Origin of the sequence: Terasakiella sp. (assembly GCF_048267425.1) — a bacterium.
Taxonomy (GTDB): domain Bacteria; phylum Pseudomonadota; class Alphaproteobacteria; order Rhodospirillales; family Terasakiellaceae; genus Terasakiella.
On sequence record NZ_JBLWXN010000005.1, the window covers coordinates 264,069 to 288,748 of the forward strand.

General features: G+C 44.4%; 28 protein-coding genes and 2 tRNA genes. 10 read left to right on the forward strand and 20 right to left on the reverse strand.

Translation table 11 applies throughout. From position 1 onward, the window contains the following. The first annotated feature begins 55 nt into the window (after window positions 1–55). Complete coding sequence (locus ACN0VA_RS10460) at window positions 56–886, forward strand: phytoene/squalene synthase family protein (RefSeq protein ID WP_417821095.1); 831 nt, start codon at window positions 56–58, stop codon at window positions 884–886. Here ACN0VA_RS10460 and ACN0VA_RS10465 read toward each other — a convergent pair. Further along, window positions 883–2,100, reverse strand: a complete 1,218-nt coding sequence (locus ACN0VA_RS10465; protein ID WP_417821096.1) for a threonine ammonia-lyase — start codon at window positions 2,098–2,100, stop codon at window positions 883–885. The genes ACN0VA_RS10460 and ACN0VA_RS10465 overlap by 4 nt on opposite strands. 15 nt (window positions 2,101–2,115) lie before the next feature. After that, on the reverse strand, window positions 2,116–3,468 hold the full coding sequence (gene trmFO, locus ACN0VA_RS10470; RefSeq protein WP_417821097.1) for a methylenetetrahydrofolate--tRNA-(uracil(54)-C(5))-methyltransferase (FADH(2)-oxidizing) TrmFO: 1,353 nt from the start codon (window positions 3,466–3,468) through the stop codon (window positions 2,116–2,118). Window positions 3,469–3,567: 99 nt separating this feature from the next. Between trmFO and ACN0VA_RS10475 the strand changes: the two genes are divergently transcribed. The 5 genes from ACN0VA_RS10475 (at window position 3,568) to ACN0VA_RS10495 (ending at window position 7,755) form a co-directional block, all read left to right on the forward strand. Further along, complete coding sequence (locus ACN0VA_RS10475) at window positions 3,568–3,966, forward strand: rhodanese-like domain-containing protein (protein WP_417821098.1); 399 nt, start codon at window positions 3,568–3,570, stop codon at window positions 3,964–3,966. Between the two features lie 129 nt (window positions 3,967–4,095). After that, window positions 4,096–5,934, forward strand: coding sequence for an AsmA family protein (locus ACN0VA_RS10480; protein ID WP_417821099.1), 1,839 nt, complete (start codon window positions 4,096–4,098; stop codon window positions 5,932–5,934). 14 nt (window positions 5,935–5,948) lie between these two features. Beyond that, on the forward strand, window positions 5,949–6,476 hold the full coding sequence (locus ACN0VA_RS10485; protein ID WP_417821100.1) for a hypothetical protein: 528 nt from the start codon (window positions 5,949–5,951) through the stop codon (window positions 6,474–6,476). Window positions 6,477–6,631: 155 nt separating this feature from the next. Continuing rightward, window positions 6,632–7,084 (forward strand): hypothetical protein, encoded by a 453-nt coding sequence (locus tag ACN0VA_RS10490; RefSeq protein WP_417821101.1) that lies wholly within the window; start codon window positions 6,632–6,634, stop codon window positions 7,082–7,084. A gap of 95 nt (window positions 7,085–7,179) precedes the next feature. Then, a complete protein-coding gene (locus tag ACN0VA_RS10495; protein ID WP_417821102.1) occupies window positions 7,180–7,755 on the forward strand; it encodes a Panacea domain-containing protein in 576 nt (191 codons plus the stop codon). Between the two features lie 73 nt (window positions 7,756–7,828). Here the strand turns inward: ACN0VA_RS10495 and ACN0VA_RS10500 are convergent, their stop codons facing one another. From ACN0VA_RS10500 to ACN0VA_RS10545, 10 genes are read right to left on the reverse strand one after another with little or no spacing between them, the layout of a single operon-like run. Beyond that, a complete protein-coding gene (locus ACN0VA_RS10500; RefSeq protein ID WP_417821103.1) occupies window positions 7,829–9,541 on the reverse strand; it encodes a Na(+)/H(+) antiporter subunit D in 1,713 nt (570 codons plus the stop codon). Further along, window positions 9,531–9,782 (reverse strand): hypothetical protein, encoded by a 252-nt coding sequence (locus ACN0VA_RS10505; RefSeq protein WP_417821104.1) that lies wholly within the window; start codon window positions 9,780–9,782, stop codon window positions 9,531–9,533. The genes ACN0VA_RS10500 and ACN0VA_RS10505 overlap by 11 nt, the downstream gene beginning before the upstream one ends. After that, the gene (locus ACN0VA_RS10510; RefSeq protein ID WP_417821105.1) at window positions 9,779–11,266 is read right to left on the reverse strand and encodes a monovalent cation/H+ antiporter subunit D family protein; all 1,488 of its coding nucleotides are present in this window, start codon (window positions 11,264–11,266) and stop codon (window positions 9,779–9,781) included. The genes ACN0VA_RS10505 and ACN0VA_RS10510 overlap by 4 nt, the downstream gene beginning before the upstream one ends. After that, window positions 11,263–12,741, reverse strand: coding sequence for a monovalent cation/H+ antiporter subunit D family protein (locus ACN0VA_RS10515; protein ID WP_417821106.1), 1,479 nt, complete (start codon window positions 12,739–12,741; stop codon window positions 11,263–11,265). The genes ACN0VA_RS10510 and ACN0VA_RS10515 overlap by 4 nt, the downstream gene beginning before the upstream one ends. Beyond that, the gene (locus tag ACN0VA_RS10520; protein ID WP_417821107.1) at window positions 12,741–13,109 is read right to left on the reverse strand and encodes a cation:proton antiporter subunit C; all 369 of its coding nucleotides are present in this window, start codon (window positions 13,107–13,109) and stop codon (window positions 12,741–12,743) included. Before ACN0VA_RS10520 ends, ACN0VA_RS10515 begins: the two co-directional genes overlap by 1 nt. 3 nt (window positions 13,110–13,112) lie before the next feature. Then, the gene (locus tag ACN0VA_RS10525; protein ID WP_417821108.1) at window positions 13,113–13,532 is read right to left on the reverse strand and encodes a Na(+)/H(+) antiporter subunit B; all 420 of its coding nucleotides are present in this window, start codon (window positions 13,530–13,532) and stop codon (window positions 13,113–13,115) included. Beyond that, window positions 13,529–14,083 carry a DUF4040 domain-containing protein gene (locus ACN0VA_RS10530; protein ID WP_417821109.1) on the reverse strand — a complete coding sequence of 185 codons (555 nt, stop codon included), beginning with the start codon at window positions 14,081–14,083 and terminating at the stop codon, window positions 13,529–13,531. Before ACN0VA_RS10530 ends, ACN0VA_RS10525 begins: the two co-directional genes overlap by 4 nt. 29 nt (window positions 14,084–14,112) lie before the next feature. Further along, window positions 14,113–14,472 (reverse strand): monovalent cation/H(+) antiporter subunit G, encoded by a 360-nt coding sequence (gene mnhG, locus ACN0VA_RS10535; RefSeq protein ID WP_417821110.1) that lies wholly within the window; start codon window positions 14,470–14,472, stop codon window positions 14,113–14,115. After that, window positions 14,472–14,768 (reverse strand): monovalent cation/H+ antiporter complex subunit F, encoded by a 297-nt coding sequence (locus ACN0VA_RS10540; protein ID WP_417821111.1) that lies wholly within the window; start codon window positions 14,766–14,768, stop codon window positions 14,472–14,474. The genes mnhG and ACN0VA_RS10540 overlap by 1 nt, the downstream gene beginning before the upstream one ends. Next, window positions 14,768–15,256, reverse strand: a complete 489-nt coding sequence (locus ACN0VA_RS10545; RefSeq protein WP_417821112.1) for a Na+/H+ antiporter subunit E — start codon at window positions 15,254–15,256, stop codon at window positions 14,768–14,770. Before ACN0VA_RS10545 ends, ACN0VA_RS10540 begins: the two co-directional genes overlap by 1 nt. 119 nt (window positions 15,257–15,375) lie before the next feature. Between ACN0VA_RS10545 and ACN0VA_RS10550 the strand changes: the two genes are divergently transcribed. Further along, window positions 15,376–15,984 (forward strand): DUF192 domain-containing protein, encoded by a 609-nt coding sequence (locus ACN0VA_RS10550; RefSeq protein ID WP_417821113.1) that lies wholly within the window; start codon window positions 15,376–15,378, stop codon window positions 15,982–15,984. A gap of 56 nt (window positions 15,985–16,040) precedes the next feature. After that, window positions 16,041–16,117: transfer RNA gene (locus ACN0VA_RS10555), tRNA-Pro, on the forward strand. Between the two features lie 17 nt (window positions 16,118–16,134). Here ACN0VA_RS10555 and ACN0VA_RS10560 read toward each other — a convergent pair. Next, window positions 16,135–18,162: an ATP-binding protein gene (locus tag ACN0VA_RS10560; protein WP_417821114.1), complete on the reverse strand. Its 2,028-nt coding sequence runs from the start codon at window positions 18,160–18,162 to the stop codon at window positions 16,135–16,137. Between the two features lie 182 nt (window positions 18,163–18,344). Here ACN0VA_RS10560 and ACN0VA_RS10565 point away from each other — a divergent pair, with 182 nt between their 5' ends. Next, a complete protein-coding gene (locus ACN0VA_RS10565; RefSeq protein ID WP_417821115.1) occupies window positions 18,345–18,641 on the forward strand; it encodes an ETC complex I subunit in 297 nt (98 codons plus the stop codon). A gap of 22 nt (window positions 18,642–18,663) precedes the next feature. After that, a tRNA-Arg gene (locus ACN0VA_RS10570) sits at window positions 18,664–18,740 on the forward strand. Between the two features lie 531 nt (window positions 18,741–19,271). Here the strand turns inward: ACN0VA_RS10570 and rnhA are convergent. From rnhA to ACN0VA_RS10605, 7 genes are all read right to left on the reverse strand, one after another. Beyond that, window positions 19,272–19,715, reverse strand: coding sequence for a ribonuclease HI (rnhA, locus tag ACN0VA_RS10575; protein WP_417821116.1), 444 nt, complete (start codon window positions 19,713–19,715; stop codon window positions 19,272–19,274). A gap of 87 nt (window positions 19,716–19,802) precedes the next feature. Continuing rightward, window positions 19,803–21,107: a hypothetical protein gene (locus ACN0VA_RS10580; protein WP_417821117.1), complete on the reverse strand. Its 1,305-nt coding sequence runs from the start codon at window positions 21,105–21,107 to the stop codon at window positions 19,803–19,805. After that, the gene (locus tag ACN0VA_RS10585) at window positions 21,055–21,324 is read right to left on the reverse strand and encodes a hypothetical protein (RefSeq protein ID WP_417821118.1); all 270 of its coding nucleotides are present in this window, start codon (window positions 21,322–21,324) and stop codon (window positions 21,055–21,057) included. The genes ACN0VA_RS10580 and ACN0VA_RS10585 overlap by 53 nt, the downstream gene beginning before the upstream one ends. A 140-nt stretch (window positions 21,325–21,464) precedes the next feature. Beyond that, window positions 21,465–21,752 carry a Rha family transcriptional regulator gene (locus ACN0VA_RS10590; RefSeq protein ID WP_417821119.1) on the reverse strand — a complete coding sequence of 96 codons (288 nt, stop codon included), beginning with the start codon at window positions 21,750–21,752 and terminating at the stop codon, window positions 21,465–21,467. Between the two features lie 736 nt (window positions 21,753–22,488). After that, window positions 22,489–23,034, reverse strand: a complete 546-nt coding sequence (locus tag ACN0VA_RS10595) for a recombinase family protein (RefSeq protein WP_417821120.1) — start codon at window positions 23,032–23,034, stop codon at window positions 22,489–22,491. A gap of 624 nt (window positions 23,035–23,658) precedes the next feature. Then, on the reverse strand, window positions 23,659–23,949 hold the full coding sequence (locus ACN0VA_RS10600) for a hypothetical protein (RefSeq protein ID WP_417821121.1): 291 nt from the start codon (window positions 23,947–23,949) through the stop codon (window positions 23,659–23,661). Between the two features lie 28 nt (window positions 23,950–23,977). Continuing rightward, window positions 23,978–24,505, reverse strand: a complete 528-nt coding sequence (locus ACN0VA_RS10605) for a DUF6933 domain-containing protein (RefSeq protein WP_417821122.1) — start codon at window positions 24,503–24,505, stop codon at window positions 23,978–23,980. Window positions 24,506–24,680: the final 175 nt, after the last annotated feature.

The following is a 24,680-nucleotide window of genomic DNA, read 5'->3' on the forward strand; positions in this document are numbered from 1 at the left end:
TTCTACCCCTTATATGACACATGTGTTTTTCCAATTCAAAAAATGAATACGTTTTATGACCTCCTCCCTCAGCCTATGTGCGCAAGAAATCCGTAAAAATGAACATGACCAGTTTCTCTGTGGCCTGTTTGCCCCGGAAGACCGTCAGACAGATTTTTTCGCAATGCAGCTTTTCCATATGGAAACTCTGCGTATTCGCGATGCCGTCAGTGACCCACATCTGGGTTTGATCCGCCTGCAATGGTGGCGTGATCTGGTGGACGGGATTTATAACGGAGATAAATCAGCCGATGCAGAAAACGGGACGCATCAGGAAATTGCACAAACACTGGCAAAGGGTGCCATCGACAAAGCTTTGTTTGATCGTTATTTCAATGCCCGTTCCTTTGATATGGAAGACCGCGCCCACGACGACATGTCCGCCCTTGTGCGGTATTGCGAGGCAACGGGAGGATTAAGCGCACAGATCAAAGAAGCAGCAATTGGTTGTCCGCTCAGCGAAGCAAGCCTTAAGGTTGGAACGGCAAATGCCCTTTGTCACATTATTCGAACCTTGGCTCATCAATCCCGTGTCGCGCGTTGCAAGTTACCGCTTTTGCTGATTAAAAAGCATAATCTGGATTTGAACGGCTTTTATAAATTTGAAAGCAGCGCAGAGCTTAAGAATATTGTCGCAGAACTTGTCAGCGAAATTGAACGCCTAATTGCAGACGCACGTACACTAGGTGCGGCACCAAATGCAGTTTTACTCAATACAGTCAGTCTCGAAGACTACTTGAAACGTCTAAAAAAGGTCGATTGCGACCCGTTTAACCCCAATATAGGGCAGGGGCGTCTATCCAAACAAATCAAGCTGGCCTTCAAGGCGTGGCGCAACCGTTATTAGGCGTTCTTCTCGCTGATTTCCCGACAGCTATAGCCTTCACCCACAAACTGATTAATCAAACGTTGAACATGGTCTTGATCCAGCGTTTCAACGACGACATCCACTTCGGTCAGTTTAACCGATAGATCAAAGAACATGCGTTGATGATAAATCTCGACAATGTTGGCCCCATTGTCACTCATAATTTTTGTAATCTTGGCGAGATGACCGGGTTGGTCCGGCACGGCTATGCGCAATACCGCCATACGACCATCGCGATAAAGACCACGCAATAGCACAGACGACAAAATTCGCGAATCAATATTTCCGCCGGATAAAACCAAGCCAACGCGTTTGCCTGCAAAACGTTCTTTATTTTGCAAAAGGGCCGCCAAGCCAACAGCGCCAGCCCCTTCAACCGTTAAGCGTTGATTTTCCGCAAGACTTAGGACCGCTTCTTCAATCTGGATTTCATTCACGACAAAAATATCAGTCGTGGTTTCTTTTATAATCGGCGCTGTCAATTCGCCCGGTTCTTTAACAGCAATCCCTTCAGCCAGAGTATAGCCGCCTTTGGTGTTGCTTTGATTGTAGAAACTGTCTGCCATTGATGGAAACGCATCACATTGCACACCGAAAATTTCCGTGTTGGGCGAAAGCTGTTTAAAGGCAGAGGCAACACCCGCCAATAACCCGCCGCCGCCGATCGGAACAAGAATGGCGTCTAAGGGCCTTTCAACCTGATCAATCATTTCCAGACCGACAACACCTTGCCCCGCCATGATATCTTCATGGTCATAGGGGCTGACATAGGTCAGGCCATCACTTTTGACCAAATCAAGGGCGGCATTGCGGGCTTGAATAAAGGTTTCCCCGCTGACAATAACTTTTGCACCTAATTTTTCCGTCTTGGAAATCTTGTTAAACGGTGTGCCTTGTGGCATGACAATTGTCGCCGGAATTCCCATGTTTTGCGCGTGATAGGCAACACCTTGCGCATGATTGCCGGCGGAGGCGGCAACAACGCCTTTTGCGGCTTCTTCCTTGGATAAGCTTGCCAGTCGCACCAAAGCCCCGCGTGATTTAAAAGAACCTGTAATTTGCAGGTTTTCCAGTTTTAAATAAACCTCAGCACCCGACATATTTGAGAGAACCTGAGAATAAATCATAGGCGTTACATTGACTTTACCCGCAAGGGTTTCTTGTGCACGCTTTAGAACTTCCAGTGAAATCATCTCAAATACTTTCTCTTATACTTTGTCGGTTTTATTGAGCCATTCATCCAATGCTTTTAAGGCACGGGCGGAAACGGCAGCCTTTTTCTCTTTACCTTTAACGCGTTTGCCACGTTCATTTCGTACATCCATCGGCGGTAAAAGACCAAAGGTAATATTCATCGGCTGGAATGTCATGGCATCCGCCCCACCTGTGATATGGTTCAAAATTCCACCAAGGGCCGTTACATCCGGCGGGGTCACAATTTCCTGTCCCATAATTTCTGCCGCAACGAAACGTCCAGCCATTAGGCCGACAGCTGTACTTTCCACATAACCTTCGCACCCTGTGACTTGTCCGGCAAAACGAATGTTATCCCGTGCTTTCAATTTCAACGTACCATCCAGCAGGCGCGGGGAGTTGATAAACGTATTGCGGTGAATGCCGCCGAGGCGGGCGAACGTCGCATTTTCCAGACCGGGCAATGTCTTGAAAATACGTACCTGTTCCCCGTGCTTCAATTTGGTCTGAAAGCCCACCATGTTGTAAAGCGTTCCCAATTTATTATCTTGGCGCAGTTGAACTACAGCCGCATATCGCGCATCCGGTTCGTTCGGGTTTTGCAGGCCAACCGGTTTCATGGGGCCAAACGCCAAAGTTTCCCGACCACGTTCCGCCATGACTTCAATGGGCAGGCAGGCTTCAAAATACGGCGTATTTTTTTCCCATTCCTTGAATTCCATCTTTTCACCCGCGATTAAATCGTCGATGAATTGATCATATTGTTCACGGGTCAGGCCTAGATTGATGTAGTCGCTGCCATCACCTTTGTCATAACGCGACTGGAACCATGCTTTTGAAAAATCAATGCTGTCCTTATCAATAATCGGGGCAATAGCATCAAAAAAGTGTAAAGATTCCTCGCCGCTTAATTCCCGAATGGACTGGGCGAGGGGTTCAGACGTCAAGGGACCTGTCGCAATGATCACATGCTCCCAGTCTTCAGAAGGCAATGCCGTAATTTCTTCGCGCACAATTTCTACATTTTCGTGGGCTTCAAGTGCACTTTGTACCGCAAGGGCAAAGCCTTCACGATCAACCGCCAAGGCCCCACCTGCCGGGACGGCGTTTTCATCGGCACATTTCATAATAAGGGAACCGCAACGACGCATTTCTTCGTGCATCAAACCAACGGCATTATACTGCGCATCGTCAGAACGTAAGGAATTGGAACAAACCAGCTCCGCCAATGTGTCTGTATGATGAGCCTCTGTCGGTCGTGTCGGGCGCATTTCGTGTAAGACGACTTTTACGCCGCGCTGTGCAGCTTGCCAGGCTGCTTCGCTGCCCGCCAATCCGCCGCCAATGATATGTAGTGTCTGTGTCATAAGAACCAGATATAGATTGTTGCCCCAATTAGCAAGCCTCTTGCATGAAACAGGCAGTCAAAGTAAAACAGCACAAACTGATATATTGAGGATTTCAAAATGGACTCTCCACTGATTGCTGTTGCCGTTGTTATCGTGGTTTCGTTTTTTTCCCTACGCATGATCCCGCGCCTTGTGGCCGGTGTTCCATTCGTTGACCCGGATAAAGTTTATGAACATATGCAAAAGGATGAAAATGCTGTCCTTTTGGATGTGCGGACTCCGGAGGAATTTGCAACGGCGCATGCTTTAGACAGTATCAATGTGCAGCCCCATCAACTTGGAGATGATTTAGAGTCAAAACGAGCCTTCCTCGACCATAAAGTTTATGTGATTTGTTTATCATCTCAAAGGGCCGCAATGTCGGCAAAAAACCTTAAAAATCTTGGCTTTACAAACGTGAGTGTCGTCAAGGGCGGCCTCAACCTCTGGAAGAAACGTAAACTTCCTGTCACCTAAGCACCATTGAACGGTTGTGAAAGGTATTATCTCTATGTAAAGTAATGCTAAATCGCACAAGAGAATGCCAAAATGCGCAATTGGTTAAGGTTTTAAATGTTAAAAGTCGACGGTATTGGAATCAAAGGCATGAAAACAAAAGTACCGGTTATCATAATCGGTATCTTATTGATTTTTATTGCAATTCCTTTTTTACTTCCCTCAGGCGTCTACAAAAAACTGATTGAAACCAAACTTGAAGAAACCACAGGTCTGGATTTTGATTTTAACAATGGTTTTTCGTTCTCTTTGTTACCAACCATCCGTTTAGACGCAAAAGATGTCCTATTCAACGGGAAGATCGGGCAAGATGTTCAGGTTGTCGGCACGATCCAGAGTGTTCACCTGGATATGCAGCTTTGGAAATTTCTCAGTGGTGATATAAACGTCGATAACTTCCTGATTGCCGAACCTAAAATCACCATCGAGGGGGATTTCACCCCCTATATTCCCGACTGGGTACGTACAAATTTAAGCGCTTCGCGTAAAAACGAAATTCGCTATATCGAAATTCTTCAACATTTCATCGAAGATTCGATTTTTAAAACCGCACGTGTGGAAGAAGCGCGTTTCCTTTGGAAAAAGACCCCCGGAACAACGGTCGATATTGAAAAAGCGACGCTAGATATTACAAAGCCCGCTCATAACAAGGATTTTTCGATCACGGGCAATGCGTACGTTAATAAGCGAACGCTTGATATAAAAATACGCTTGGAACAACCAGACGATTTCTTACGCGGATATCGCAGCAAAATGACACTCGCGATCGATTCTGCCCCTATTCGTATCGATTACAACGGCAGTGCGGCAAAACGACAGACGTTTGTCTCCCAAGGTAATCTTCGAGTTGATATTCCTTCCTTATTCGATTTCTGCAACTGGTTTACAGACAAAAACAAATGCGCCGACAAGCAGGGAAATTTGCTGATCTTGTCCGATCTTAAAATCCGCGATCAACGTCTGCAAATCGAAGACGCAAGCTATACGCAATCACCATTTTCGGCAAAAGCCCGTGGTGTCGTTGATTTCAAAACGCTTAAACCTGAAATCACCGGGACCATTACAATACCGGGACATGCATTATCCGGTCTTAAGCCCGATTTTGATCACCTGCGCACACTCGACCTCAATCAATTTTTTCTGGATACTTTCCGGGCCAATGTGGATGTCCTTTATGGCGGATATAAATTATCATCAGGTGAAATAATAAAACCAAAGCTTAAGATCCGACACGAAGACGGACGACTAAGCCTGTCGGTGGATCAGTTGCACTTGTTAGGAGGGCTCGCCAGTGCACGCGTTCGTTGGCATAAAGGCTTGGAAAATGGCTATATGGATGCCCGAATTGACCTGAGTAGCATTAATTTGGAAAAACTGCAGAAAGAACTTGATCAACAGGTAAATCTGCTGGGTGCGTTGAATACCTCTATCGAAATTCAATCCGAAGGCTCCACACTGGTTGCCTTAATGGAAACTGCGAACATTCGTGGAGATTTCTCTGTGCTGGATGGTTCAATTACCAACCCAAAAATCGCCCGTGCACTCAATGCCCGACCATCCGAACAATTTGATTTTGCGGAGTTAAAAGGACGTGTTCAAGGCAACCGCGGGCAGTTAGTCAGCGAAAATCTATCCTTTGTTGCCCCGTCGGTAAGCGTAGACGGACGCATGACCTTTGATTTCATCAATAATGCCCTTACACTCACACTCAACAGTATTACCCAAACAAAAGAAGGCCCCTCCAACGGTTATATTCAGATTGACGGCCCGTTAAACGATTTGTCGCTGGCAACGTCAAAAGGGGAAAAGACATCACTTGGGGTGGGACGCGGGTTATTGTCAGGATTGTTACCTTATGAAGAAGAAAATGAACAACCTGCTTTAGGCGACGAAGAATTTGTTATAGAAGAAACAGACCTTCTTGATTAATGGAACTTTGACCTGTGTCTTTTTTAAAATCCTGCAAAATACTGTTCCCGATGGCCGCCCTCCTTTTTTTACAGGCCTGTTCCTCTTCCCCATATGTCGAAGACTGGAATAGGGAGCGTATAAGCGAGATCCCTAAAAACGGGATCGAAGTTGCCATTTGTTTTGACAAAACGGTCCATAGTCGCCAACAGGTTCTCGATCAGGCCAGACAAGAATGCAAAGCCCGAGTGACAGAAGTGCAAAACCTTGTTGAATATAAAAAACTTGGTCAAGTTAAATATCTTAATCAAGCCGAAGGCGAAGTGTTTGCAGGCCCGGTGGAGCGTCAACGCAAACTGAAAGCAATCCTTGCAAGCATTCAATTGGGATACCTTGAAAATGATATTTGGGAATGCCCGATTGCAACCCCGAACCGTATAAAATTCAAATGTCTTTATGATCCCAATGCAACCGATTCGGCACAGGGCAGCTCTTCAATGCCAATGCCCGAGCAAGATATTGAATTACCACCGGAACTTCCTGCAGATTTAAAACCACAGTAATACAAAGGGTTAATTTGATATCCTTTTGATTTAGAAACTTTTACGGGCGTTACCTTGACGAGGCTTGGGTACTCCAGTAGATTAGTTATTACGTACGTTTAATTTATAGGTGGGTTTTTCCGCCTGTTGTTTCGAAACTGTTGAAAGATTTTTGCATGTCCAGCGTTGCCAAGCCCATAGCTTCTGGTAACACGTCGGTCCCTTCAAGCAGACCGGCGGGCGGTAGTGCGCGTCAAATTTCATCTTCACAATATAATTCTGTTTCCGAACTCTACGCTCAAGCTGGCGTCAGAGGGGAAGACGAAAGCCGTAGTTTTGAAAATTACAGCCAAGGGCAAGGTCAGCAAAACCAAAGCCAACAGCAACCTCACACTTTAAAACTGCATGGGACATCGCGAACCTTTGCAATGTTATTTGAAGATGCCCAGTCCGATTATGATGCTGGCAATCTTGGTGAGTCATCCTATAACGCAGATCCTTTTGCACGTCCGGGAAAACCGGCTTTCCAAGCCTATATGGAACGGGCAACATCTACGTATGAGCTCAGCACACGGGCAATTAAGGGTGAGCTAAAAAATCGCGGCGGTTCTATTAATCTCGCAATGTAAATAAACTCATATGCACCGATCCACGATTAAGCAGGTGGAAAGGTTTGTGCGTGTAAGCTATATTCAGATTACAAGATCAAGACTAAGGATATTCTATGGCTGCCGCTGTTGAGACAATGTATGACGTTGCCGCATGGTTTATGGACCATGCCTTAAATGACAACGAATATCTTCAACCGATGAAAATGCATCGCTTATTGTTTTTATCACAAAGCTATTTTGCGATTGCCTATCATGGTCGTAAACTTGCCCCCGGTGTGTTTGTAGCCGACGATATGGGACCAATTGAACCCCATGTTTTTCGGGCTTTTGAACAGGGGCGACCTTCGTTTTATTTAAATACAAATCTTCCGGCCCATATTGAAACTTTTTTAGAAAGTATCTGGCGGCGTTTTGGCTCTTACTCGGCTGATAAACTATCCGATATCACAAAAAAAACACCAGCCTATCAAAAGGCAATTAAAAAGGGCAGGCGCACCGAAATTGAATTTAAGATCATGGTCGCAAGCTTCAGCAAACATAAGGAAGCGCCCAGTATCGATAAGGTCTTAAAGCCGCGTGTTCTGCGTTCCCAAACCGGACGCCCCGTTCAGGTCAAATCCTGGGCACCGGGACTTCGAAAGGTCGCGGAAGCAACGCCGCTCCCATCTCAGAAAAAAGTAAAAAAATAGCCCTTGTATCTCTTCTTATAAAAAAAGCCCTTGGATACAAATCCAAGGGCTTTTTTGTTTGTTTGAGCTGAGCTTAAATATAATAGACCAGCAAATACAGACCAAGCAGGATTGCAACCCACAGAACCATACTACCGGTTGGCCATGTACGGGCCAAAATGCCATGCGGGCCATGATGTTTGAAAATATGATTGATAATCATATCAACACGTTTCAAACAAGCCTGACGGAATTTGGCAAACGCAGCCCCACCGTGACGAACGACAAATTCTTCGTGAAGCAGATTAAAGAACTTGCGGTAAAACCAATCGAAATCCAACGTAATCGTCAATGTCCGTTTCATCATCTTTAACAAGACGAAGAAGGCAAAGCCTGAGAACAGCAACAATTCCAACATGTGAATGACTTTGGTCGATGTATAAGGCACAAAATCAACCGGATTTGGCAAGATCGCATAAAGCGGATCAGGATAAACCCCAAGGCCCACGCACAATGCAGCAAAGATCACCATTGCCAAACGCATGTTAAATGGCGGATCTTTCGGTTTTGCACCAAATTCACGCTCCACATACCCGGGTGCGCGTTGGAAGAAAACAAACCATGGGAACTTGATACCGGCATGCAGGAAAACACCGGCAGAAGCCGCTTCCAGCAGGAACCAAGCATAGGCAATATGTTGATCAGCAGCCGCAGACGCAATCATGGTCTTTGTCGTGAAACCCGATGTTAACGGGAATCCGGAGATTGCAAGCGCACCGATGGTCCCACAAATCATGGTCAGCGGCATGGCCTTATAAAGCCCGCCAAGATCGGTACATTTACGCTTGTTGATCTCGTACATAACCGCACCGGCCGACATCAGCAACAATGCCTTATAGATGATATGAGCGAAGGCATGAGCAGCTGCGCCATTGATGGCCAAGTCCGTGCCGATGCCAATCCCTGTTACCATAAAACCAACCTGGTTGATGATGGAGTAGGCGAGAATACGGCGCATATCATTTTCCAGAAGCGCGTAAATAATACCGTAAAACACCATATAAAGGCCGACAAAGATCAGAACATTTTCGCCGGGGAAACTCCGGATCAAAACATAAACGGCTGTCTTGGTGGTAAAGGCTGACAAGAAGACACTGCCAGACCACGAGGCACTGGGATAAGCATCCGGAAGCCATGCTGAAAAGGGGGGGGCGCCTGCGTTAATCAAGAACCCGGCCAACAACATCCATGTCCACCAGCTATCCGCCTTCATCGCGCCAAATTCAACAGAACCAGAGTGATAGATTTGACCGATCACCCCGATCATCAAAATTACACCGCCAAACAGGTGGACAATCGCATAACGCATGGAGGCGCGATAGCTTTCCTTCGTGCGCGCAGACCAGATCACCAATGTAGAGGCAACTGCCATAAATTCCCAAAAGATGAAAACACTAACCAAATCACCCGACATTGCGACACCAACGGCACCACCGGCATAAGCGTAAGCGGACAGAAGTTCAATCTGGCTTTTTTGATTGAGTGCAAAAATGCCGCCGACAAATGCCATTAACGTAAAGATGGTTGCGAACAGGCGCGACAGCTTGTCACCTTGCAACGGTTCGAGCGTGTAATCCAAAAATGGTACGGTTAATTGGACGCCATCCGGGACAGCCCAAATGAAATACATGGTCAGAACCGGCAAAAGCAGCATCAACGTCTTGCGTGCATTGCCAACCAGAGCCGGCAAAAACAATGAACCGACAATCAAGATAAGCCCAGGGGGAAGGGCACTGTTAATCATCATAGTAGGTGTCCTTCCGTTTTAGGAAAATGCCCAACAATTTGGCAAACAAAACCATTGCTGCGCAGGAGAAAAAGCCGAACCATGCGTTAAAGCCAAACCAGCCATCGATCCCGAAATAAGGATGAGGGTGGATTGTCAGTTCCAACGCAACGGTTAGAACCAAAATAGCAATACCAACGATCCATAGTTTTTTTATGGTTGCCGGACGGCAAAGCCAGTGAACGTCATGTTGGTCGCTCATTGGATACCCCCAATCATTTGTTGCGCCAATTCCAAGGCAACATCCGGGAAGAAAAACATCAGGATTGTCAATGTCGCCGTCGATGTAATGGCAATGACAATCGGCAATGGTGCTTCACCATGATTGTCATGGTGTCCCCCATGATCATGTGCCCCTTTGGGTTCAGCTTGTCTGAAGAAAGCAGCATAAATAATCGGCAAGAAATAGCCGGCATTCAGCAAAGTACTGAGGATAACAACCCCCAATGCCACAAAGTTTTCCGAACTCATGGCCCCTTGAATGATATACCATTTCGAGACAAAGCCTGCCGTTGGCGGCAATCCAATCATGGACAACGCACCAATGGCAAAGGCCGTCATCGTAATCGGCATTTTCCAGCCAATACCATTTAGTTGGCTCACTTCCGTCTTATGCGCCGCCGTATAAATCGAACCGGCCGCAAAGAACAAAGTAATTTTCCCAAAAGCATGCGCGGCAATATGCAACGCAGCCCCAACAGCAGAAATGGGGGTCAGGATGGCTGCCGCCAGAACCACATAGGACAATTGCGAAATTGTTGAATAAGCCAATCGACGCTTCAGGTTGTCTTGGCGCAACGCAACCATAGAGGCGGCAATAATGGTAAAGCCCGATACATATACCAACCAATCCGCGGAACCGGAAGTGACCAGATTATCGATACCGAATGTATAGACAATGACCTTAACGACGGTAAAAACACCGGATTTCACAACCGCAACCGCATGCAGCAATGCCGAAACCGGTGTTGGTGCAACCATTGCAGCAGGCAACCAACGGTGAACCGGCATAACCGCAGCCTTACCGATCCCGTAAATAAACAGCATCAGAAGCAAGCCCATCAACGGGCCTTCAACCTTGCCGCCCAAAATACCGCCATCGACAAAATCCAACGTCCCGGTTGCACTGTAAGTCCATGCAATTGCAAAGAACAGGAAAGCCACGGAAGTTGTGACCAGAATACCCAAATAGGTACGCGCGCCTTTGACTGCGGCTTCGTTTCCTTTGTGGGAAACAAGCGGATAGGTAGAGAAGGTCAACACTTCATAGAAAATGAATAATGTCAAAAGGTTGGCGGAATACGCCAGCCCCAGTGTAGCCGAAATAGCAATCGCAAAACAGATATAGAAACGTGTTTGGTGTTTCTCTTTATTGCCCCGCATATAGCCAATGGAATAGATGGAATTCAAAATCCACAGGCCTGAAGCGATTAAGGAAAACATCATACCTAATGGTTCTACCTTAAAGGCAATCGCCAATCCCGGGAACATGTCCAATAAATGAACTTCCGGGCGTTCCCCATCCAAAACCGGACCAAGCAGGTTTAACACATTCAGGAACAAGGCAATCGCGGTCATCAAGGTAATTGTTTCACGCAAATTGGCCATGCGCCCGCTCAAAGCAATCAAAACCGCGCCAACAGCCGGAATAGCCATAGCGAGAATGATTGAAAGTTCCATACTCATGGCGCACCTCCAACCAGCATTTCTGCGGCGAGTTGTGCAACACCAAGTGTCATATCGGTATCAACTCCGAAGTAGATGGAAGCGCCCGCCATGATCCATAAAGGAATTAACATGGAGAGTGGTGCTTCTTTGATCTTGAGAGACGGATTTGCAGGTTCCTTAAAGTAGGCAACCTCGATAAAGCGCCAGACGTAAACAACAGCCAATAAAGAACTAAGCAAAATCAGCAAGGCAATTGGCATCATCTCTGCTTCCATAGCTGCTTGGATCAAATACCATTTGGAAATAAAACCAACGGTCAAAGGCACACCGATCAAACTGAGGCCTGCGACCACAAAAGCAGCCATCGTCCACGGCATCTTTTTACCGATACCATGCAAATCTTCGATACGTACGGACCCCACGCGATACATAAAGCATCCCATAGCAAGGAAAGCCGCACATTTCATAACGGCGTGGTTTAACAAGTGAACAATACCCGCAGACACACCCGTTACATTCAGGAAGCTAATCCCCAACATGATATAACCGATTTGCGCCACCGAAGAATAAGCCAGCAATCGTTTCATATTATTTTGGAAAATCGCAACCGTGGAGGCAACGAACATACCGGAAATCGCCAATGTCATTAAGATAGGTGCAAGACCGGTTTCTTCTAAGATATCGACACCAAAAATCGTGAAGAACACGCGCAACATAACATAGACAGCCACCTTGGTTGCCGTTGCCGCCAAAAACGCTGTCACGCTGCTGGGGGCATAGGTATAGGCATTAGGTAACCATAAATGCAATGGGAACAGGGCCAGCTTCAAGCTTAAGCCAACGGTCAAAAAGGCCAGTGCGGCTTGTAATGTACGGATGGATCCATCCATATCCAGAAGCTTGGCATGTAAATCCACAATGTTCAGAGTGCCAGTCATCATATAAAGAAGACCAAGACCAATCACATAGAACGTCGCCCCGAGTGTCCCCATGATGAGGTATTGATAGGAAGCCGTCAAAGCACGACGGTCTTTCCCCAATGAAATCATTGCGTAGGTAGACAGGGAAGAAATTTCGAGGAAAACAAACAGGTTAAACGCATCACCTGTTGCCGTCATCCCAAGCAAACCCGTTAAACACAGCAAAAATGCCGTATAAAACAAATAAATAAGATCACGTGGAACTTCGCGTGTGACACTATGACGCCCATAAAAGGCGACAATAGCCCCAATGGCAGAAACGATTAATAGAATATATGCATTGACTGCATCAATCCTAAACTCAATCCCCCAAGGAGCGGGCCAATCGCCCATGAAATAAGAGATCACACCTTGTGTGAGTACCTGATCCAAGATCATTATCGAGATCGCAAAGGAAATCAGGCTGACCAGCAAAACAATGATCCATGCGATATCGCGATGTCTGAACACGACACATAAAGGTGCCGCCATCAAGGGGATCAAAATTTGCAGAATAGGAAGATGGGCCGTCATTAAAAGTCTTCCTCCTGAGCGTGAATATCTTCTTCTTCAATCGTGCCATATGCCTCGCGAATGCGAACGACAAGGGATAAACCCAAAGCCGTTGTCGCAACACCAACCACGATCGCTGTCAGAATTAAGACGTGGGGAAGGGGATTTGAAAAGACCTCGAAACCTTCACCAAAAATCGGTGCGGTCCCACCCACAACTTTACCCATACTGATGTACAGAACAAAAACCGAGGTTTGAAAGATATTCAAACCAACCAGCTTTTTAACCAGATTGCCCCGCGCAATAACTATATAAAAACCGATCATCATCAAAAAGATAACGATCCAATAGTTATAAAGGCCGGGGTTAATCATTTCGTGATATTGCATCCTTTAGCGCCCCCGTCCCGCAAAGGTATAGAAAATAAGGGTCATCGCGGCAAAAACAGTTGTTCCAACGCCCAATTCAACCAACAAAATACCATAATGCTGGCCATGTAAGGGATCGTGTGCCAAAGAATTGTAATTGAGGTAATTATCCCCAACAAAAAAACTGACGACACCGACACCGGCATACAATAAGACACCGAGTGCGGCCAGAACTTCTAGCACGCGGGCAGGCATAACCATTTTGGCATCATGCAAGCCGAAAATAAGGGCATATAGAATAAAACTAGATGCAAAAATAACGCCCGCCTGAAAACCACCCCCCGGCCCAAAATCACCATGAAATTGAACATAAAGGGCAAAAAGCAGAATAAACGGCATAAAGACTTTAGATGTAACCCGTAAAATGGGTTTGCGTTTCATCATGCGTCATCCTCCTGTTCTTCCAGATCTGCCAAGGTTGGGGCATCATTGTCTTTTCGCCGACGTCGCGTTGCCAACAGGATGAGCACCCCGACAAGGGCTGTAAAGACCACCGTTGTTTCGCCCAAGGTATCAAACCCCCGATAAGAGGCCAGAACAGACGTCACAATGTTGGGCATGCCGACTTCACCTTCTGAATCCAGTAGATAACGCGGGGCAACGTGATGATGTACAGGCGCATTCGGATCACCATAATCTGGCATATCCAACGTTCCATATATCAATGCAACACCGGTTGAAAAAACGACAACAAGAGGGAGCCAAAAAGTCCGAGAGGATTTCTTTTCACTTTTTTCTTCACGTGATGTCAGCGCAAGTGTACCCAGCATCAGTACGGTTGAAACCCCCGCACCAACGGCTGCTTCTGTAAAGGCGACATCCACGGCGTCCAAGTTTACAAACATCTGTGCAGACAGCAAACTGTATATGCCGCCCAACATGACCACTGTAAACAAATTCTTTATACGCAAGATAACGATTGCCGTTACTGCCATAAAGAATAGTAAGACTATGTCAATAATCTCTAATATGACTTGTCTCCTTCATCTTTTAGGGCGCCTTCCAGTTCAACGCCTTCTTTAAGAAGTGGTTTAGCACCGTCAGTTATGGCCGCACGAACAAGCGCATGACTTGAAACCGGACTTGTGAAAAACAGCGCAAGTCCGATCATAACTAGTTTGACCAGAACCAGATTAAATCCACCTGATTGAAACATAAGACCTATTAAGAGCATACCTGCGCCCATTGTATCAATCATACCAGCGGCATGGGATCGGGTAAAAACATCGGGCAAGCGTATAACACCGATTGCGCCAATCAAAATGATGGCACTACCCAACAGAATAAAAAACCAGCTAAAACCGGTGAGGACCATCTCAATCATTATGCGTCCTCCTTGTGGGCTTCATTTGAATCGCGTCCATCATGCCCCAGATCTTTAAAATGGAAATATTTCAAAACCGCAATGGTACCGATAAAGTTAATGAGCGCGTACACAAGTGCGATATCCAGAAACTCTGGACGACCAGCTAAAAAACCATGAACCGCAATTAACAAAACGGTCAATGTACCGATCTTGTTTACTGCCAGAATACGATCATAGATTGTCGGCCCGAGAGAGGCGCGCACCAACCCCAGAGCAATCGCGATTAAGATTGCGACAACAGCTGCAATATACATCAGTACTTGCCCTCCATCTCACCTTTAACCTGACAAACGCGTCGGTCCATCTCGCCGTTGAGTACATCCTTGGCACCCTGAATAGTCAGCGCGTGTACTTCTAAAATACCATCTTCGAGATTTACCGTAACGGTTCCCGGTGTCAACGTAATGGAATTGGCATAGATCACCTGACCTAATTCACGTTTTTGATTGGCTTTGGTCTTAAACATCACCGGACTGATCGGCAGTTTTGGTGACAGGATAACTTTCGCGACATCGATATTCGCTTTTACAATCTCCCAGGATAACCACGCCCAGTAAGGGAGAATTTTGAGAGAGAGGTGAGATGGGTGTCCTTCATGGTCGATTACATCCATACGATGGGCGATGTAAACGACAAGCGTACAGGAAACCGCCCCGAACCCGAGCAACAAAGGCTCGGTATGTCCGGAAAGCAGAAACCAGAAGGCATACAAAAAGACCCAAAGGCTAATAGAGCTTGCCACAGGATTTCCCCTGACTGTGTTATTATGGTTGTTAGTCTGAATGGAACTCAGACCGATGCATCAGTTCCTAAAAGATAACAATTCGTTAAGGGATATCAATATCTAAAACGCGCCGTTGAATGCTAGATCATGCAAGAAGCCCATTTTCTTTGCTTTTTGAGGGTGTTTCTACTGAGTTTTACGTAATACGAAGGATCAAGCTTATTATTCAACTTGCTAATCCCCGCTTATGTTTGCTTAAATGTCATCAAAATTCCATTGGATTCGGAGTATTTCCCTTGAAAAAATGCGGTCTTTTCCTTTGTACTCTTCTTACTGCCATCTGTTTAACGATCTTGGCCACTCCCACACAAGCAGCAGGCAGCGGGAAGCTAAAGATAAAAACTCAATCAGGCACCGTTCAATTCAAGGTAGAGTACGCTATTACACCGGCAGAAAAAGCAAAGGGCCTTATGTATCGGACGTCGCTTCCACATAACACAGGCATGCTCTTTATTTACCAGAAACCGACGTTGGTCACCATGTGGATGAAAAATACGCCCCTATCGCTGGACATGTTTTTTATAAATAAAATGGGCCGTATTCGTTTTATCGAAGAAAAAACGCAGCCGAATTCCACACGCCAAATCCATTCGGGAGGGCAGATTTCAGCCGTTCTGGAACTTCCGGCGGGGTCTGCGGAAAACCACGGAATTAAAGTTGGTGATCTGGTGATTTTACCAAACTGATTTTTTTTTAATTTTTATCTTGCATTATGATCTGAAACTTCATAGTTTTCGGCCGTCGGGGAGTAGCGCAGCCTGGTAGCGCACGTGCTTTGGGTGCATGGGGTCGCAGGTTCAATTCCTGTCTCCCCGACCAGCTTTTTTTAGAAAAGCTTATTTTTTCCAGTTTTTATATTTCTGTATAACTTCATCTAACTGAACCCATTCGACGGGTTTGGAAATAAAGGCGTTTATACCCGCCTTAAGATAACGTTCATTTTGTTCGGCTTTCACATCTGCTGTTAAAGCGATAATAGGCACTTGTCCTTTATCCCCCGGAAGTTGGCGAATTTTAATCGCGGCGTCACAACCATCCATTTCCGGCATTTGCAAATCTGTTAAAATGAGATCAAAACCGCCATTTGTAGCCTTTTCATATGCTTCACGCCCATTAACAGCCGTTTCAATATCATAGCCCATCTTGCGCAGAACCGTTGTAATGACCTTTCTATTCACGTCATTATCTTCAGCAAGCAGAAGCTTCACTCCGTTTGTTTTTTCTTCTTCTGTACTGACTTCCAAGGTCGAAAGACGATCATGTGATAAATCAGATAGCAGACCTTTTTCAAAATTGGCTTCAAACCAAAACGTACTTCCCTTATTTTCAATACTATAAAAACCGATTTCGCCATCCATTGCGTCTACAAGTTTTTTGGAAATCGCCAACCCTAAGCCGGTGCCACCATATTTTCGTGTTGTGGAACTGTCCCCTTGGCTAAAGGGTTTAAACAATCGTTCTTTTTGGTCTTCTGCAATACCGATACCGGTATCTTCCACCTCGAATCGCAAATGTGTTTGGTTGTCGTCATCTTTTTCTTGCTGTAAGCGAATAACGACCCCACCTTTTTGCGTAAATTTAATCGCATTTGTAATGAAGTTTAAGAGCACTTGACGCAGGCGTGTTTTATCGGCTTTTAAAATGACGTCGGAACTTGTCCCGTAATTTTCATATCGCAGGGTAATACCCTTTTCCTGAATGGTCGGTGTTAACGATACAACAAGGTCATCAATCAAACGATGCAGGTCAAAAACGGTATATTCAAATTGAATGTGCTCTGCTTCAAATTTTGAATAATCAAGAATATCATTAAGCAATAATAATAAATTGTTGGAAGAAGATTTCAGCCCTTCAACAAACTTTTTATGCTCAACCGACATATCCGAAGAAAGTAGCAGGTCAGCAATCCCCATAATCCCCGTTAATGGGGTACGTAATTCATGGCTGATGATAGCTGAAAATTCACTTTTGGCTTTAGATGCCGCCTCGGCACGTTCTTTTTCCAACAGATATCTTTGCGCAAGTCGTTCTAAATCTTGTTTTTGGCGCTCCAACTCTTTTTGATTGATCAACAGCTTTTCTTCAGCATCTTTCAAATCAGTAATATCTGTTCTAACACCAACAATCATACCGGATTTAGTGACACGTTCATCAATCTTCAACCATGCACCTGTATCTGTCTTCTGAACGACCGTTCTTGTTGGATTCCGGTGCTTCTTCAACCGTTCTTTTAACCAGCTTTCGCGTGCTTCTAAGGTATCACCGGCTTGTGGGTATTGGCCTTTCTCCATTCCATAACGGATAATACTTTCAAATGAAGCGCCTTTTTTAATCGCAGGGGCCGAGGTTTTATAGGTTTCGAGATAAGCCTGATTGCAAATAAAAAGGCGGTCATGCCAATCATATATGACAAAACCGTCTGTTATGGTTTCAATGGCTTCATTTAAAATTTCTTCGGAAAGGGTTTTTTCTTTTTCCCCTTGGATGCCCAAGGACGTCTCCCTGATCAGGATGGCTGCAATAGTGCCATCATCAGCATCTGCAGCGGGTAAGAAACACACATTTACTCTCAAGAACAAAAGAGTTGAGTTTTTAGTCAGGGTTTCAACTTCACGCTTTGACAAGCTTTTGATGAAATTATTGTTTTTGAGCGTTCCTGTAGATAAACCATCTTTGATCAAGCGAACGATTTGATTTGAAAAAAATGTCCCTAATGTAAGCTTTGGAAAATCGGTTTCCTGATAACCGAACAGAGACAGCACATTCTGGTTTACGTCCAGAATATCTCCCGTTAAATCTACAAATATTGCCGCTTGTGAGAACTCATATAGTTTGGATAACTTACACACATCCCTGACAATCACTTATTACACCCATAGACTTACTCAATGCTGCATGTGATGACAAATTCATACATGACATATAGTTTATAAAAGCATATTTTTAGAGAATTAAAGCAATTTTTATTTGACGCCGTGACGAGATTGGGGCATTCACCCAAGACTGCTGATACAATTGGCTGAAAAGATATGGAAGGTGTTTGACTATGGACGTTCGTATTTACCAACCCGCCAAGAATGCCATGCAATCCGGTCGCGCAAAAACAAAGACCTGGATTTTGGAATTCATGCCTATTGCTGCGGAACGCGCAGATGACCTTATGGGCTGGACAGGCGGTGGCGATACCCGCAAACAGCTGCAAATGAAATTTGAAAGCAAAGAACAAGCCATTGCCTTTGCCAAGAAAAAAGGGCTTTCTTACGTGGTAAAAGAGCCCAAAGCACGCAAATTGCAAATTAAAAACTATGCCGATAACTTTGCATTAAATCGCATCGTTTATTAATTTCGGTGCTTGATTAGATTTAGCGCCCATAGCTCAGCTGGATAGAGCATCCGCCTTCTAAGCGGACGGTCGAGGGTTCGAATCCTTCTGGGCGCGCCAGCATTCTTAAGTCCTTTAAAAACAATGACTTATAAAGGACTGCCTACAAAAAGTAGGTACATAATGTAGGTACTTTTTATAGTCCTCAGTGTTCGCACTGGGGGCTTTTTCTTTATGCAGGGTAGGGGGAATGTATTCGATTCGAAGAAACAAAATAGATAGCCCCCAAGCTTACGCTCAGGGACTACCTTAATTATTGCTCAAAGATTTCTTGAGCGCCCCTTGTGCTGTTCTTCGGGTTGCACCCAAATCTAAACAGCCAAAGCGCACAATCTGTGCATGGACAATAACGAACTTCTGAAGGAACACCGTTTGAGCATTCTCGACATTTGGCTTTAATAGCGTCCATAGGGAATGGCACAAGTGTGTCTTTAGGAGCTCTTAATTGAGTGCCCTTTGTGGGTGTGGATTTTTCATCCATTCTTATTTCCTTTGGTAGGTGTGTAGCCTAGCATAACTAAGCTGGCTTAATTTCTAGGTGGATGTAACAAAAAAAGCCCTTAGCAGTACTTAGAGTCTCTTCTTGCTGGGTTAATGATAGATAAAACGCTGCATGCCCAGCCTTGCTAGAGTATCAGCACGTTCATTTTCTATGTGGTCTGAGTGACCTTTGACCCAAATCCAGTTGATCTTGTGCTTAGAACATAGTTCATCAAGTTGGAACCAAAGATCAATATTTTTGATGGAGTTTCGATTAGCAGTTTTCCATCCTTTCTTTTTCCAATCCTTAATCCATTTGGTGATACCGTTCTTGACATACTGGCTGTCGGTGTAAACTGAAATAGATTTATAGCTACGCTTAAGAGAACTTAGCGCACGTATAGCGGCTGTAAGCTCCATTCGGTTGTTGGTTGTATGCTTTGTTCCTCCTCGTAACTCCTTCCTCTTGTTTCCTTTGATCAAAACGGCCCCCCAGCCACCGGGACCGGGATTGCCACTGCAAGAACCGTCTGTGTAGATTTGTAATGTTTCCATATTTCTCCTTTTTAAAGTTACTTTATAAACCTTACGGGTTCCCCATATGCTAAGTAGTAACCTAAGTGTTGCTTAGGGTGGGAACCTTCAGGTGTTGTTATTGCCAGTGATACTTACCTCTAACTCATAACCAGTATGGTCTAGAGAGACTTGTTTCATTGTACCTTTGACTATTTCCTTGTCACTTTCACGACATAAAATAGCATCATGGATGGGTAAACAGGGAATACCTTGATTTGCTAATGCCAGAATCACCTCAACCAGAATTGAGCTTTCGAGATATTGTAAACGGTGCCCAATGCCGGAATAAAACAATGAACGAATAGTTTTATGTCTTTCCTTTATGGCTTGGGTTACATCTTGGATACAGACTTCAGGTTCAAAAAATTTCTTTGTCTCCTTTGGAAACCACAAGAGTTCATCCTTAAAGGTCATGGCATTAAAGATCGCCTTAATCCCTGTTCGATCATATCCATTGATGTCATAAAGATCACCGTCAGGGATAGGTCGTTGCTTGAGGATGTACATTAAGCAGGGCATGGTTTGTCTGTAATCAACCTCAGCAATTGAACACCCATTAATAAATAGACGCTGTCTTCGATCTGCTTTGGTCATGTATTGCCAAGCACCACCCCATAAACGCCCACCTCCAAGAAAGTCCCGGTTCAGATATTGATCATTAAACCGTCTAACCAACATTCTATTGGTCAAATCATAGTTCTGAGGGCCTCTTAAAGTAACTTCGTAAGATTGAAGGTGTTTATTGATTACGGTCATCTCGGAACGGAGATTAATTGTCAGGTCTGTCTCTGTGTAATCCTTAAGCTTCTTAGGTTGAGGTTGCCCTTGTTGTCTTTGCTTGGTCATATCCAATGTGGTTAAGATGATAGTCTCAGGCTTACCAATAGTCTGTAAGTCACTGAAGGATATCCCTTTGTGCTTTAAGCGAACTTCGAGCTGGCGTGAAGGCCATACAGTAGTCCTAAGCCCCTTCCATTGACCAAGCTGTTGTTTAATCCAGCCAGCTTTAACGAGAACATCAAGCAGCCTAGGAATATTCTTGGTTATGCTGTCAGGCCGATATCGACTTTTGACATAATCCTTTGCTGAACGAGATATCGCTATGCGCTGGTAAGTTTTAGATAAATAGCAGTGAACAAGGTTGGAGATAATAGTATCAAGTTGTTGTCTGTAATTGCTTTGGTCCGCCTGCTTTCTAGCCCGGTGACGTGACCGCTTTGAGTAAACATCAAGGCTAAACTGAATTGTATTTATAAGACTGTTCAGAGCCTCTGATTTTGATCTCAAATAGGGGTTGAAATGTTTATCACTCCCCATTTTAACAAGGATTAAGCTTACCTTGTTTAGCGTCTTCTGTACGCTGGCGCTCAAGGTAAATATTATGCTCTGCGTTTAAGTGGACCTTCAGCAACTCTAAGGCACGTCTTGTCATAGTGGACAGGGAGATTTTCTTAATTTGATATTTACTTTGATAAATACCTTGGATGTCTGACATCAAGCGATAATGAGGCAAGCTCAAAACAACATTTCTAGTCTTGTTTGTGAAGCTACGTTTTACCTGTGTTCGTGTTACATCATTGTCGAGCATGTGTTTCCTTTCATAACTGCCGTTTCAGATAAAATAGACGGATTAAGAACCGGATACAGAAAGAAGAATCGGACACTTTGGTCTAACCTCCCGCGTGCAATCCGGTCACTTAAAGACCGACTAAAGGAATGTTCGTATTACTAGAGGCCCAAATGAGATTCCATTTCATTAAAACGCTTAATCATTTTTACCTTAAAATCATATGCCTCTACTGTCTCTAAACGCATAGCAACTAAAGTGTAACCTGTTCTTGTCATTAGATACGCAAGTTTAGAATCAATCTTGAACTTGGTAAAATTCGCCTTCTTTTCTTTCAATGTTGAATCTTTTAAAACACCTTTGAGTGTCTTTAGAAACTCTGAGTGCGATACGTTAAAGTGTTTCGCTGCATCAAGGCTTGAGATAGATAATAAGTTTTGATTTGTCATGGTAATCTCTCCTTTAGTTGACATGATAGTAGGTTCCCAAAGCAGGCCTTTGAGATTATAAACTTGCATTCTTGATATGGGTTGGAACGTAACTGCCGTTTCAGAAAAAGGATTACTTCATAGATTCATAAGCAGACAGTTGATTTATAAAGTTACTTTAAAAGAAGGTGCCCGAAGCTAACCAAAAACGGAAAACTTGGGGCCAATCCCAAAACGCTTTTGAGTGCGCAATGAGAAATTTAAAGTCCTATGCTGTGGGTTAAAACTAGAGACTGTTCAAACCTTGTCTCGCTTTACGAGTTGCAGGTCTGTCACCCATTTCTTTGATCTGTTTAAGCTTTTTCTTAATGCTTTGAGATATCTTTATGAACGACACGCCCTTCTGTAAACAATTCATCAGGAAAAGCGTCATCAATCATATTGTTCGCATAGATACAGGTGCCGCAGTTACTTGGATATCACCCACACTAGGTAAGTCTTGAGGCTTCTTTCTGTTTTGCATATTGTTTTCCCATGTCGGTTCTTGCAAACACCCACACATAAAGAAAGAGGCCGGACACTTAGGTCCGACCCCTTAGACAACATGGGAGTGTTGCAAATCTGATAAATGATAGTTGTTTAGATGGATGTTCAGCCCAGTAAATGAGCGACCCAAAGCCAGCCAGCGGTTGCAGCGCCCATTAGAAAGAGTGCGAACATTTCTTTAATGAATGCTTTATCCTGCTTATTCATGGCTTTAAGCCTCCTTGAGTATTCGATAGACAGACATACGGGACACGTCCAACTCATTAGCTATTTGGGTTGGGGTCTTACCGTTGCTGTGCAATTCCTTAACTTTGTCTCTGGCGATTGTCTTCACACCACCTTTATAGATACCCTTGGCTTTGGCCTTAGCGATACCTTCAAGCTGCCGTTCTTTTCTCAAATTTGTTTCAAACTCAGCAAAAACGCCCAACATATCAAGAAATGCCTTTCCTGCTGCTGTGGCTGTATCAATAGGTTGTTCTGTTACCTTGAGTAAGACACCCTTATCTTTCAATGACAACACTATGTCTTGAAGGTCTTTAATAGAACGAGCAAGCCGATCAATCCTAGTGACAACCAGTGTGTCACCCTTGCGTAGAAATTCTAGGAGCGTCTCAAGCTCAGTCCTTCCTTGTCGGCTGGTCCCGCTTACTTTTTCAGACCTAATTATCTCACATCCTGCTTTCGCCAATGCTTCTTGTTGTATCGACAAGTCTTGATCTGTAGTCGATACCCTTGCATAGCCGTAGATAGCCATAACACACCCCATAAATGTAATAACAGGTTCTAGATGCAGAATCTTAAGTGTAACATCAATACGATGTCAACCCTATTTTTACACTTTATCTGTAATATCATAGTGTAACAGCAAGGTATACCCTGCTATGACGTTAGGTAGACAAAGAGTTAAAGGTAAATCCACGACATAAGAAAATGAAGACAAAAACAATAATAATCCTATGCTGTGGGTAAATACCGAAGGGGTACCCAACGGGGTAAAACCAACCACCGCCATATTAATTATACCCACTCACATTTTTGACCCTAAATTAATCAGCTTGCGGAGGAGCCACCTAGGGCTACTACTCAACACAAAAACAAAGACTTTAATAAAGCAACTTTAAAAGAAGACATCAGAAGAGCCTTACGTCTGCTTTATGCTGTTTATCTTATGGATATTATCATTAATGAATGATGGAATAAGGAAGACGCCTTAAGCTAAACCTTAGGCTTAACTTTAAGTAGCTACTTTAGGTTATATCTTTAGGCTCGGCTTCGGTCCTATGCTGTGGGTTGAAGCGGACGTTATGCTCTAAATTTGGCTATCTGTGGCATTCTTCTTTGGTTGGCTCTGTGTCTGCTAGGGTAGTACCTGATGTGTTTAAGTCCTATCACAAGCTACTGTCAGCGTAGGTCTCTTAAATTCCCATGCTATGAAAAATTGACCTTCCATGTTCTTTTCAAACTGTGCGAAGGTTTCTTTATCAATATTAAGAACAACAAAATCAGGGTTTAATGTATGAACCCTATTACAAAAGTCAAAGAAAGTATCGAATAAGAAGGTATTATTCATTTTAGCTAATTTCTTCTTATGACCTTTAGGTAGGGCATTCTGAGCAACACTGTAGGCGTCACATCCTTTATCTGTGTCAATCTCTACTAAATAAGGCATTTGGTTCTCCTTAGTTAAGCCGTAAACACTACTCAACAATACGCAAATGCGGGACTGAGGTTTCTTTTAGTATCGGCCCATTGTCTTTCCCAAGCATCTCATTGAAGCTGTCTACAGGCCGTTGCATTTTGATAATGCCGTTATTCCAGTAGTCTTCTATTTCTTCAAACTTCACCCCGTCCTCTTGAAGCATACGCTCAGAAACGTAAATGACTGTATGGACAAGCTCATTCATGCAGCCAATGACAGAACGTGAAGTATTCTTACAGACTGTGAAGTCAGCCGAGGGCTTGCGTTTTGTGATCTGCTCAAGGCGTACCCGAAATAGGTCTACAGTTTCTTCAAGTGGTTCTCGGCTGTCATAAGGATGAATTAGAGCGTACTTTGTCTTTGCGTTGAGATAGACGAAAGCGTCCAAAGGTAGTCCCAAAATACCCAATCCTATGCGGTTCACATACCAGCAATCAAGCCAGTGCATTTGGTCACTGCTTGGCGAGGGCGTTAGGTTGAACTTGAGGCTTTTCGCAAGCTTGGCTGTTGAGTGGAGGTAGAGCATATGAAGCACCTAATTGGCTTTTGAACTTACACAAGAATACCAGAAAATCATTCATTTAGGTGACGCAATAATTTCTTAAGGTTATATTATCAGGCATAATTCTAACAGGAGTGGATTGACATGGCTTTTTTGTTTATTGCTTTGATTTGCAGCGGCTTAACTGCACGAATAACAC

Excerpts from the sequence above, each read along its gene's own strand:
- ACN0VA_RS10600 (WP_417821121.1), bottom strand. The coding sequence starts at position 23,949 with ATGCCTTATTTAGTAGAGATTGACACAGATAAAGGATGTGACGCCTAC.
- ACN0VA_RS10460 (WP_417821095.1), top strand. The coding sequence starts at position 56 with ATGACCTCCTCCCTCAGCCTATGTGCGCAAGAAATCCGTAAAAATGAA.
- ACN0VA_RS10550 (WP_417821113.1), top strand. The coding sequence starts at position 15,376 with ATGCTAGATCATGCAAGAAGCCCATTTTCTTTGCTTTTTGAGGGTGTT.
- ACN0VA_RS10590 (WP_417821119.1), bottom strand. The coding sequence starts at position 21,752 with ATGACAAATCAAAACTTATTATCTATCTCAAGCCTTGATGCAGCGAAA.
- mnhG (WP_417821110.1), bottom strand. The coding sequence starts at position 14,472 with ATGATTGAGATGGTCCTCACCGGTTTTAGCTGGTTTTTTATTCTGTTG.
- ACN0VA_RS10500 (WP_417821103.1), bottom strand. The coding sequence starts at position 9,541 with ATGATGATTAACAGTGCCCTTCCCCCTGGGCTTATCTTGATTGTCGGT.
- ACN0VA_RS10490 (WP_417821101.1), top strand. The coding sequence starts at position 6,632 with ATGTCCAGCGTTGCCAAGCCCATAGCTTCTGGTAACACGTCGGTCCCT.
- trmFO (WP_417821097.1), bottom strand. The coding sequence starts at position 3,468 with ATGACACAGACACTACATATCATTGGCGGCGGATTGGCGGGCAGCGAA.
- ACN0VA_RS10510 (WP_417821105.1), bottom strand. The coding sequence starts at position 11,266 with ATGAGTATGGAACTTTCAATCATTCTCGCTATGGCTATTCCGGCTGTT.
- ACN0VA_RS10465 (WP_417821096.1), bottom strand. The coding sequence starts at position 2,100 with ATGATTTCACTGGAAGTTCTAAAGCGTGCACAAGAAACCCTTGCGGGT.
- ACN0VA_RS10475 (WP_417821098.1), top strand. The coding sequence starts at position 3,568 with ATGGACTCTCCACTGATTGCTGTTGCCGTTGTTATCGTGGTTTCGTTT.
- ACN0VA_RS10595 (WP_417821120.1), bottom strand. The coding sequence starts at position 23,034 with ATGGCTATCTACGGCTATGCAAGGGTATCGACTACAGATCAAGACTTG.
- rnhA (WP_417821116.1), bottom strand. The coding sequence starts at position 19,715 with ATGGAAACATTACAAATCTACACAGACGGTTCTTGCAGTGGCAATCCC.
- ACN0VA_RS10520 (WP_417821107.1), bottom strand. The coding sequence starts at position 13,109 with ATGCAATATCACGAAATGATTAACCCCGGCCTTTATAACTATTGGATC.
- ACN0VA_RS10480 (WP_417821099.1), top strand. The coding sequence starts at position 4,096 with ATGAAAACAAAAGTACCGGTTATCATAATCGGTATCTTATTGATTTTT.
- ACN0VA_RS10530 (WP_417821109.1), bottom strand. The coding sequence starts at position 14,083 with ATGGCAGTAACGGCAATCGTTATCTTGCGTATAAAGAATTTGTTTACA.
- ACN0VA_RS10605 (WP_417821122.1), bottom strand. The coding sequence starts at position 24,505 with ATGCTCTACCTCCACTCAACAGCCAAGCTTGCGAAAAGCCTCAAGTTC.
- ACN0VA_RS10515 (WP_417821106.1), bottom strand. The coding sequence starts at position 12,741 with ATGACGGCCCATCTTCCTATTCTGCAAATTTTGATCCCCTTGATGGCG.
- ACN0VA_RS10540 (WP_417821111.1), bottom strand. The coding sequence starts at position 14,768 with ATGTATATTGCAGCTGTTGTCGCAATCTTAATCGCGATTGCTCTGGGG.
- ACN0VA_RS10505 (WP_417821104.1), bottom strand. The coding sequence starts at position 9,782 with ATGAGCGACCAACATGACGTTCACTGGCTTTGCCGTCCGGCAACCATA.
- ACN0VA_RS10585 (WP_417821118.1), bottom strand. The coding sequence starts at position 21,324 with ATGCTCGACAATGATGTAACACGAACACAGGTAAAACGTAGCTTCACA.
- ACN0VA_RS10525 (WP_417821108.1), bottom strand. The coding sequence starts at position 13,532 with ATGATGAAACGCAAACCCATTTTACGGGTTACATCTAAAGTCTTTATG.
- ACN0VA_RS10565 (WP_417821115.1), top strand. The coding sequence starts at position 18,345 with ATGGACGTTCGTATTTACCAACCCGCCAAGAATGCCATGCAATCCGGT.
- ACN0VA_RS10495 (WP_417821102.1), top strand. The coding sequence starts at position 7,180 with ATGGCTGCCGCTGTTGAGACAATGTATGACGTTGCCGCATGGTTTATG.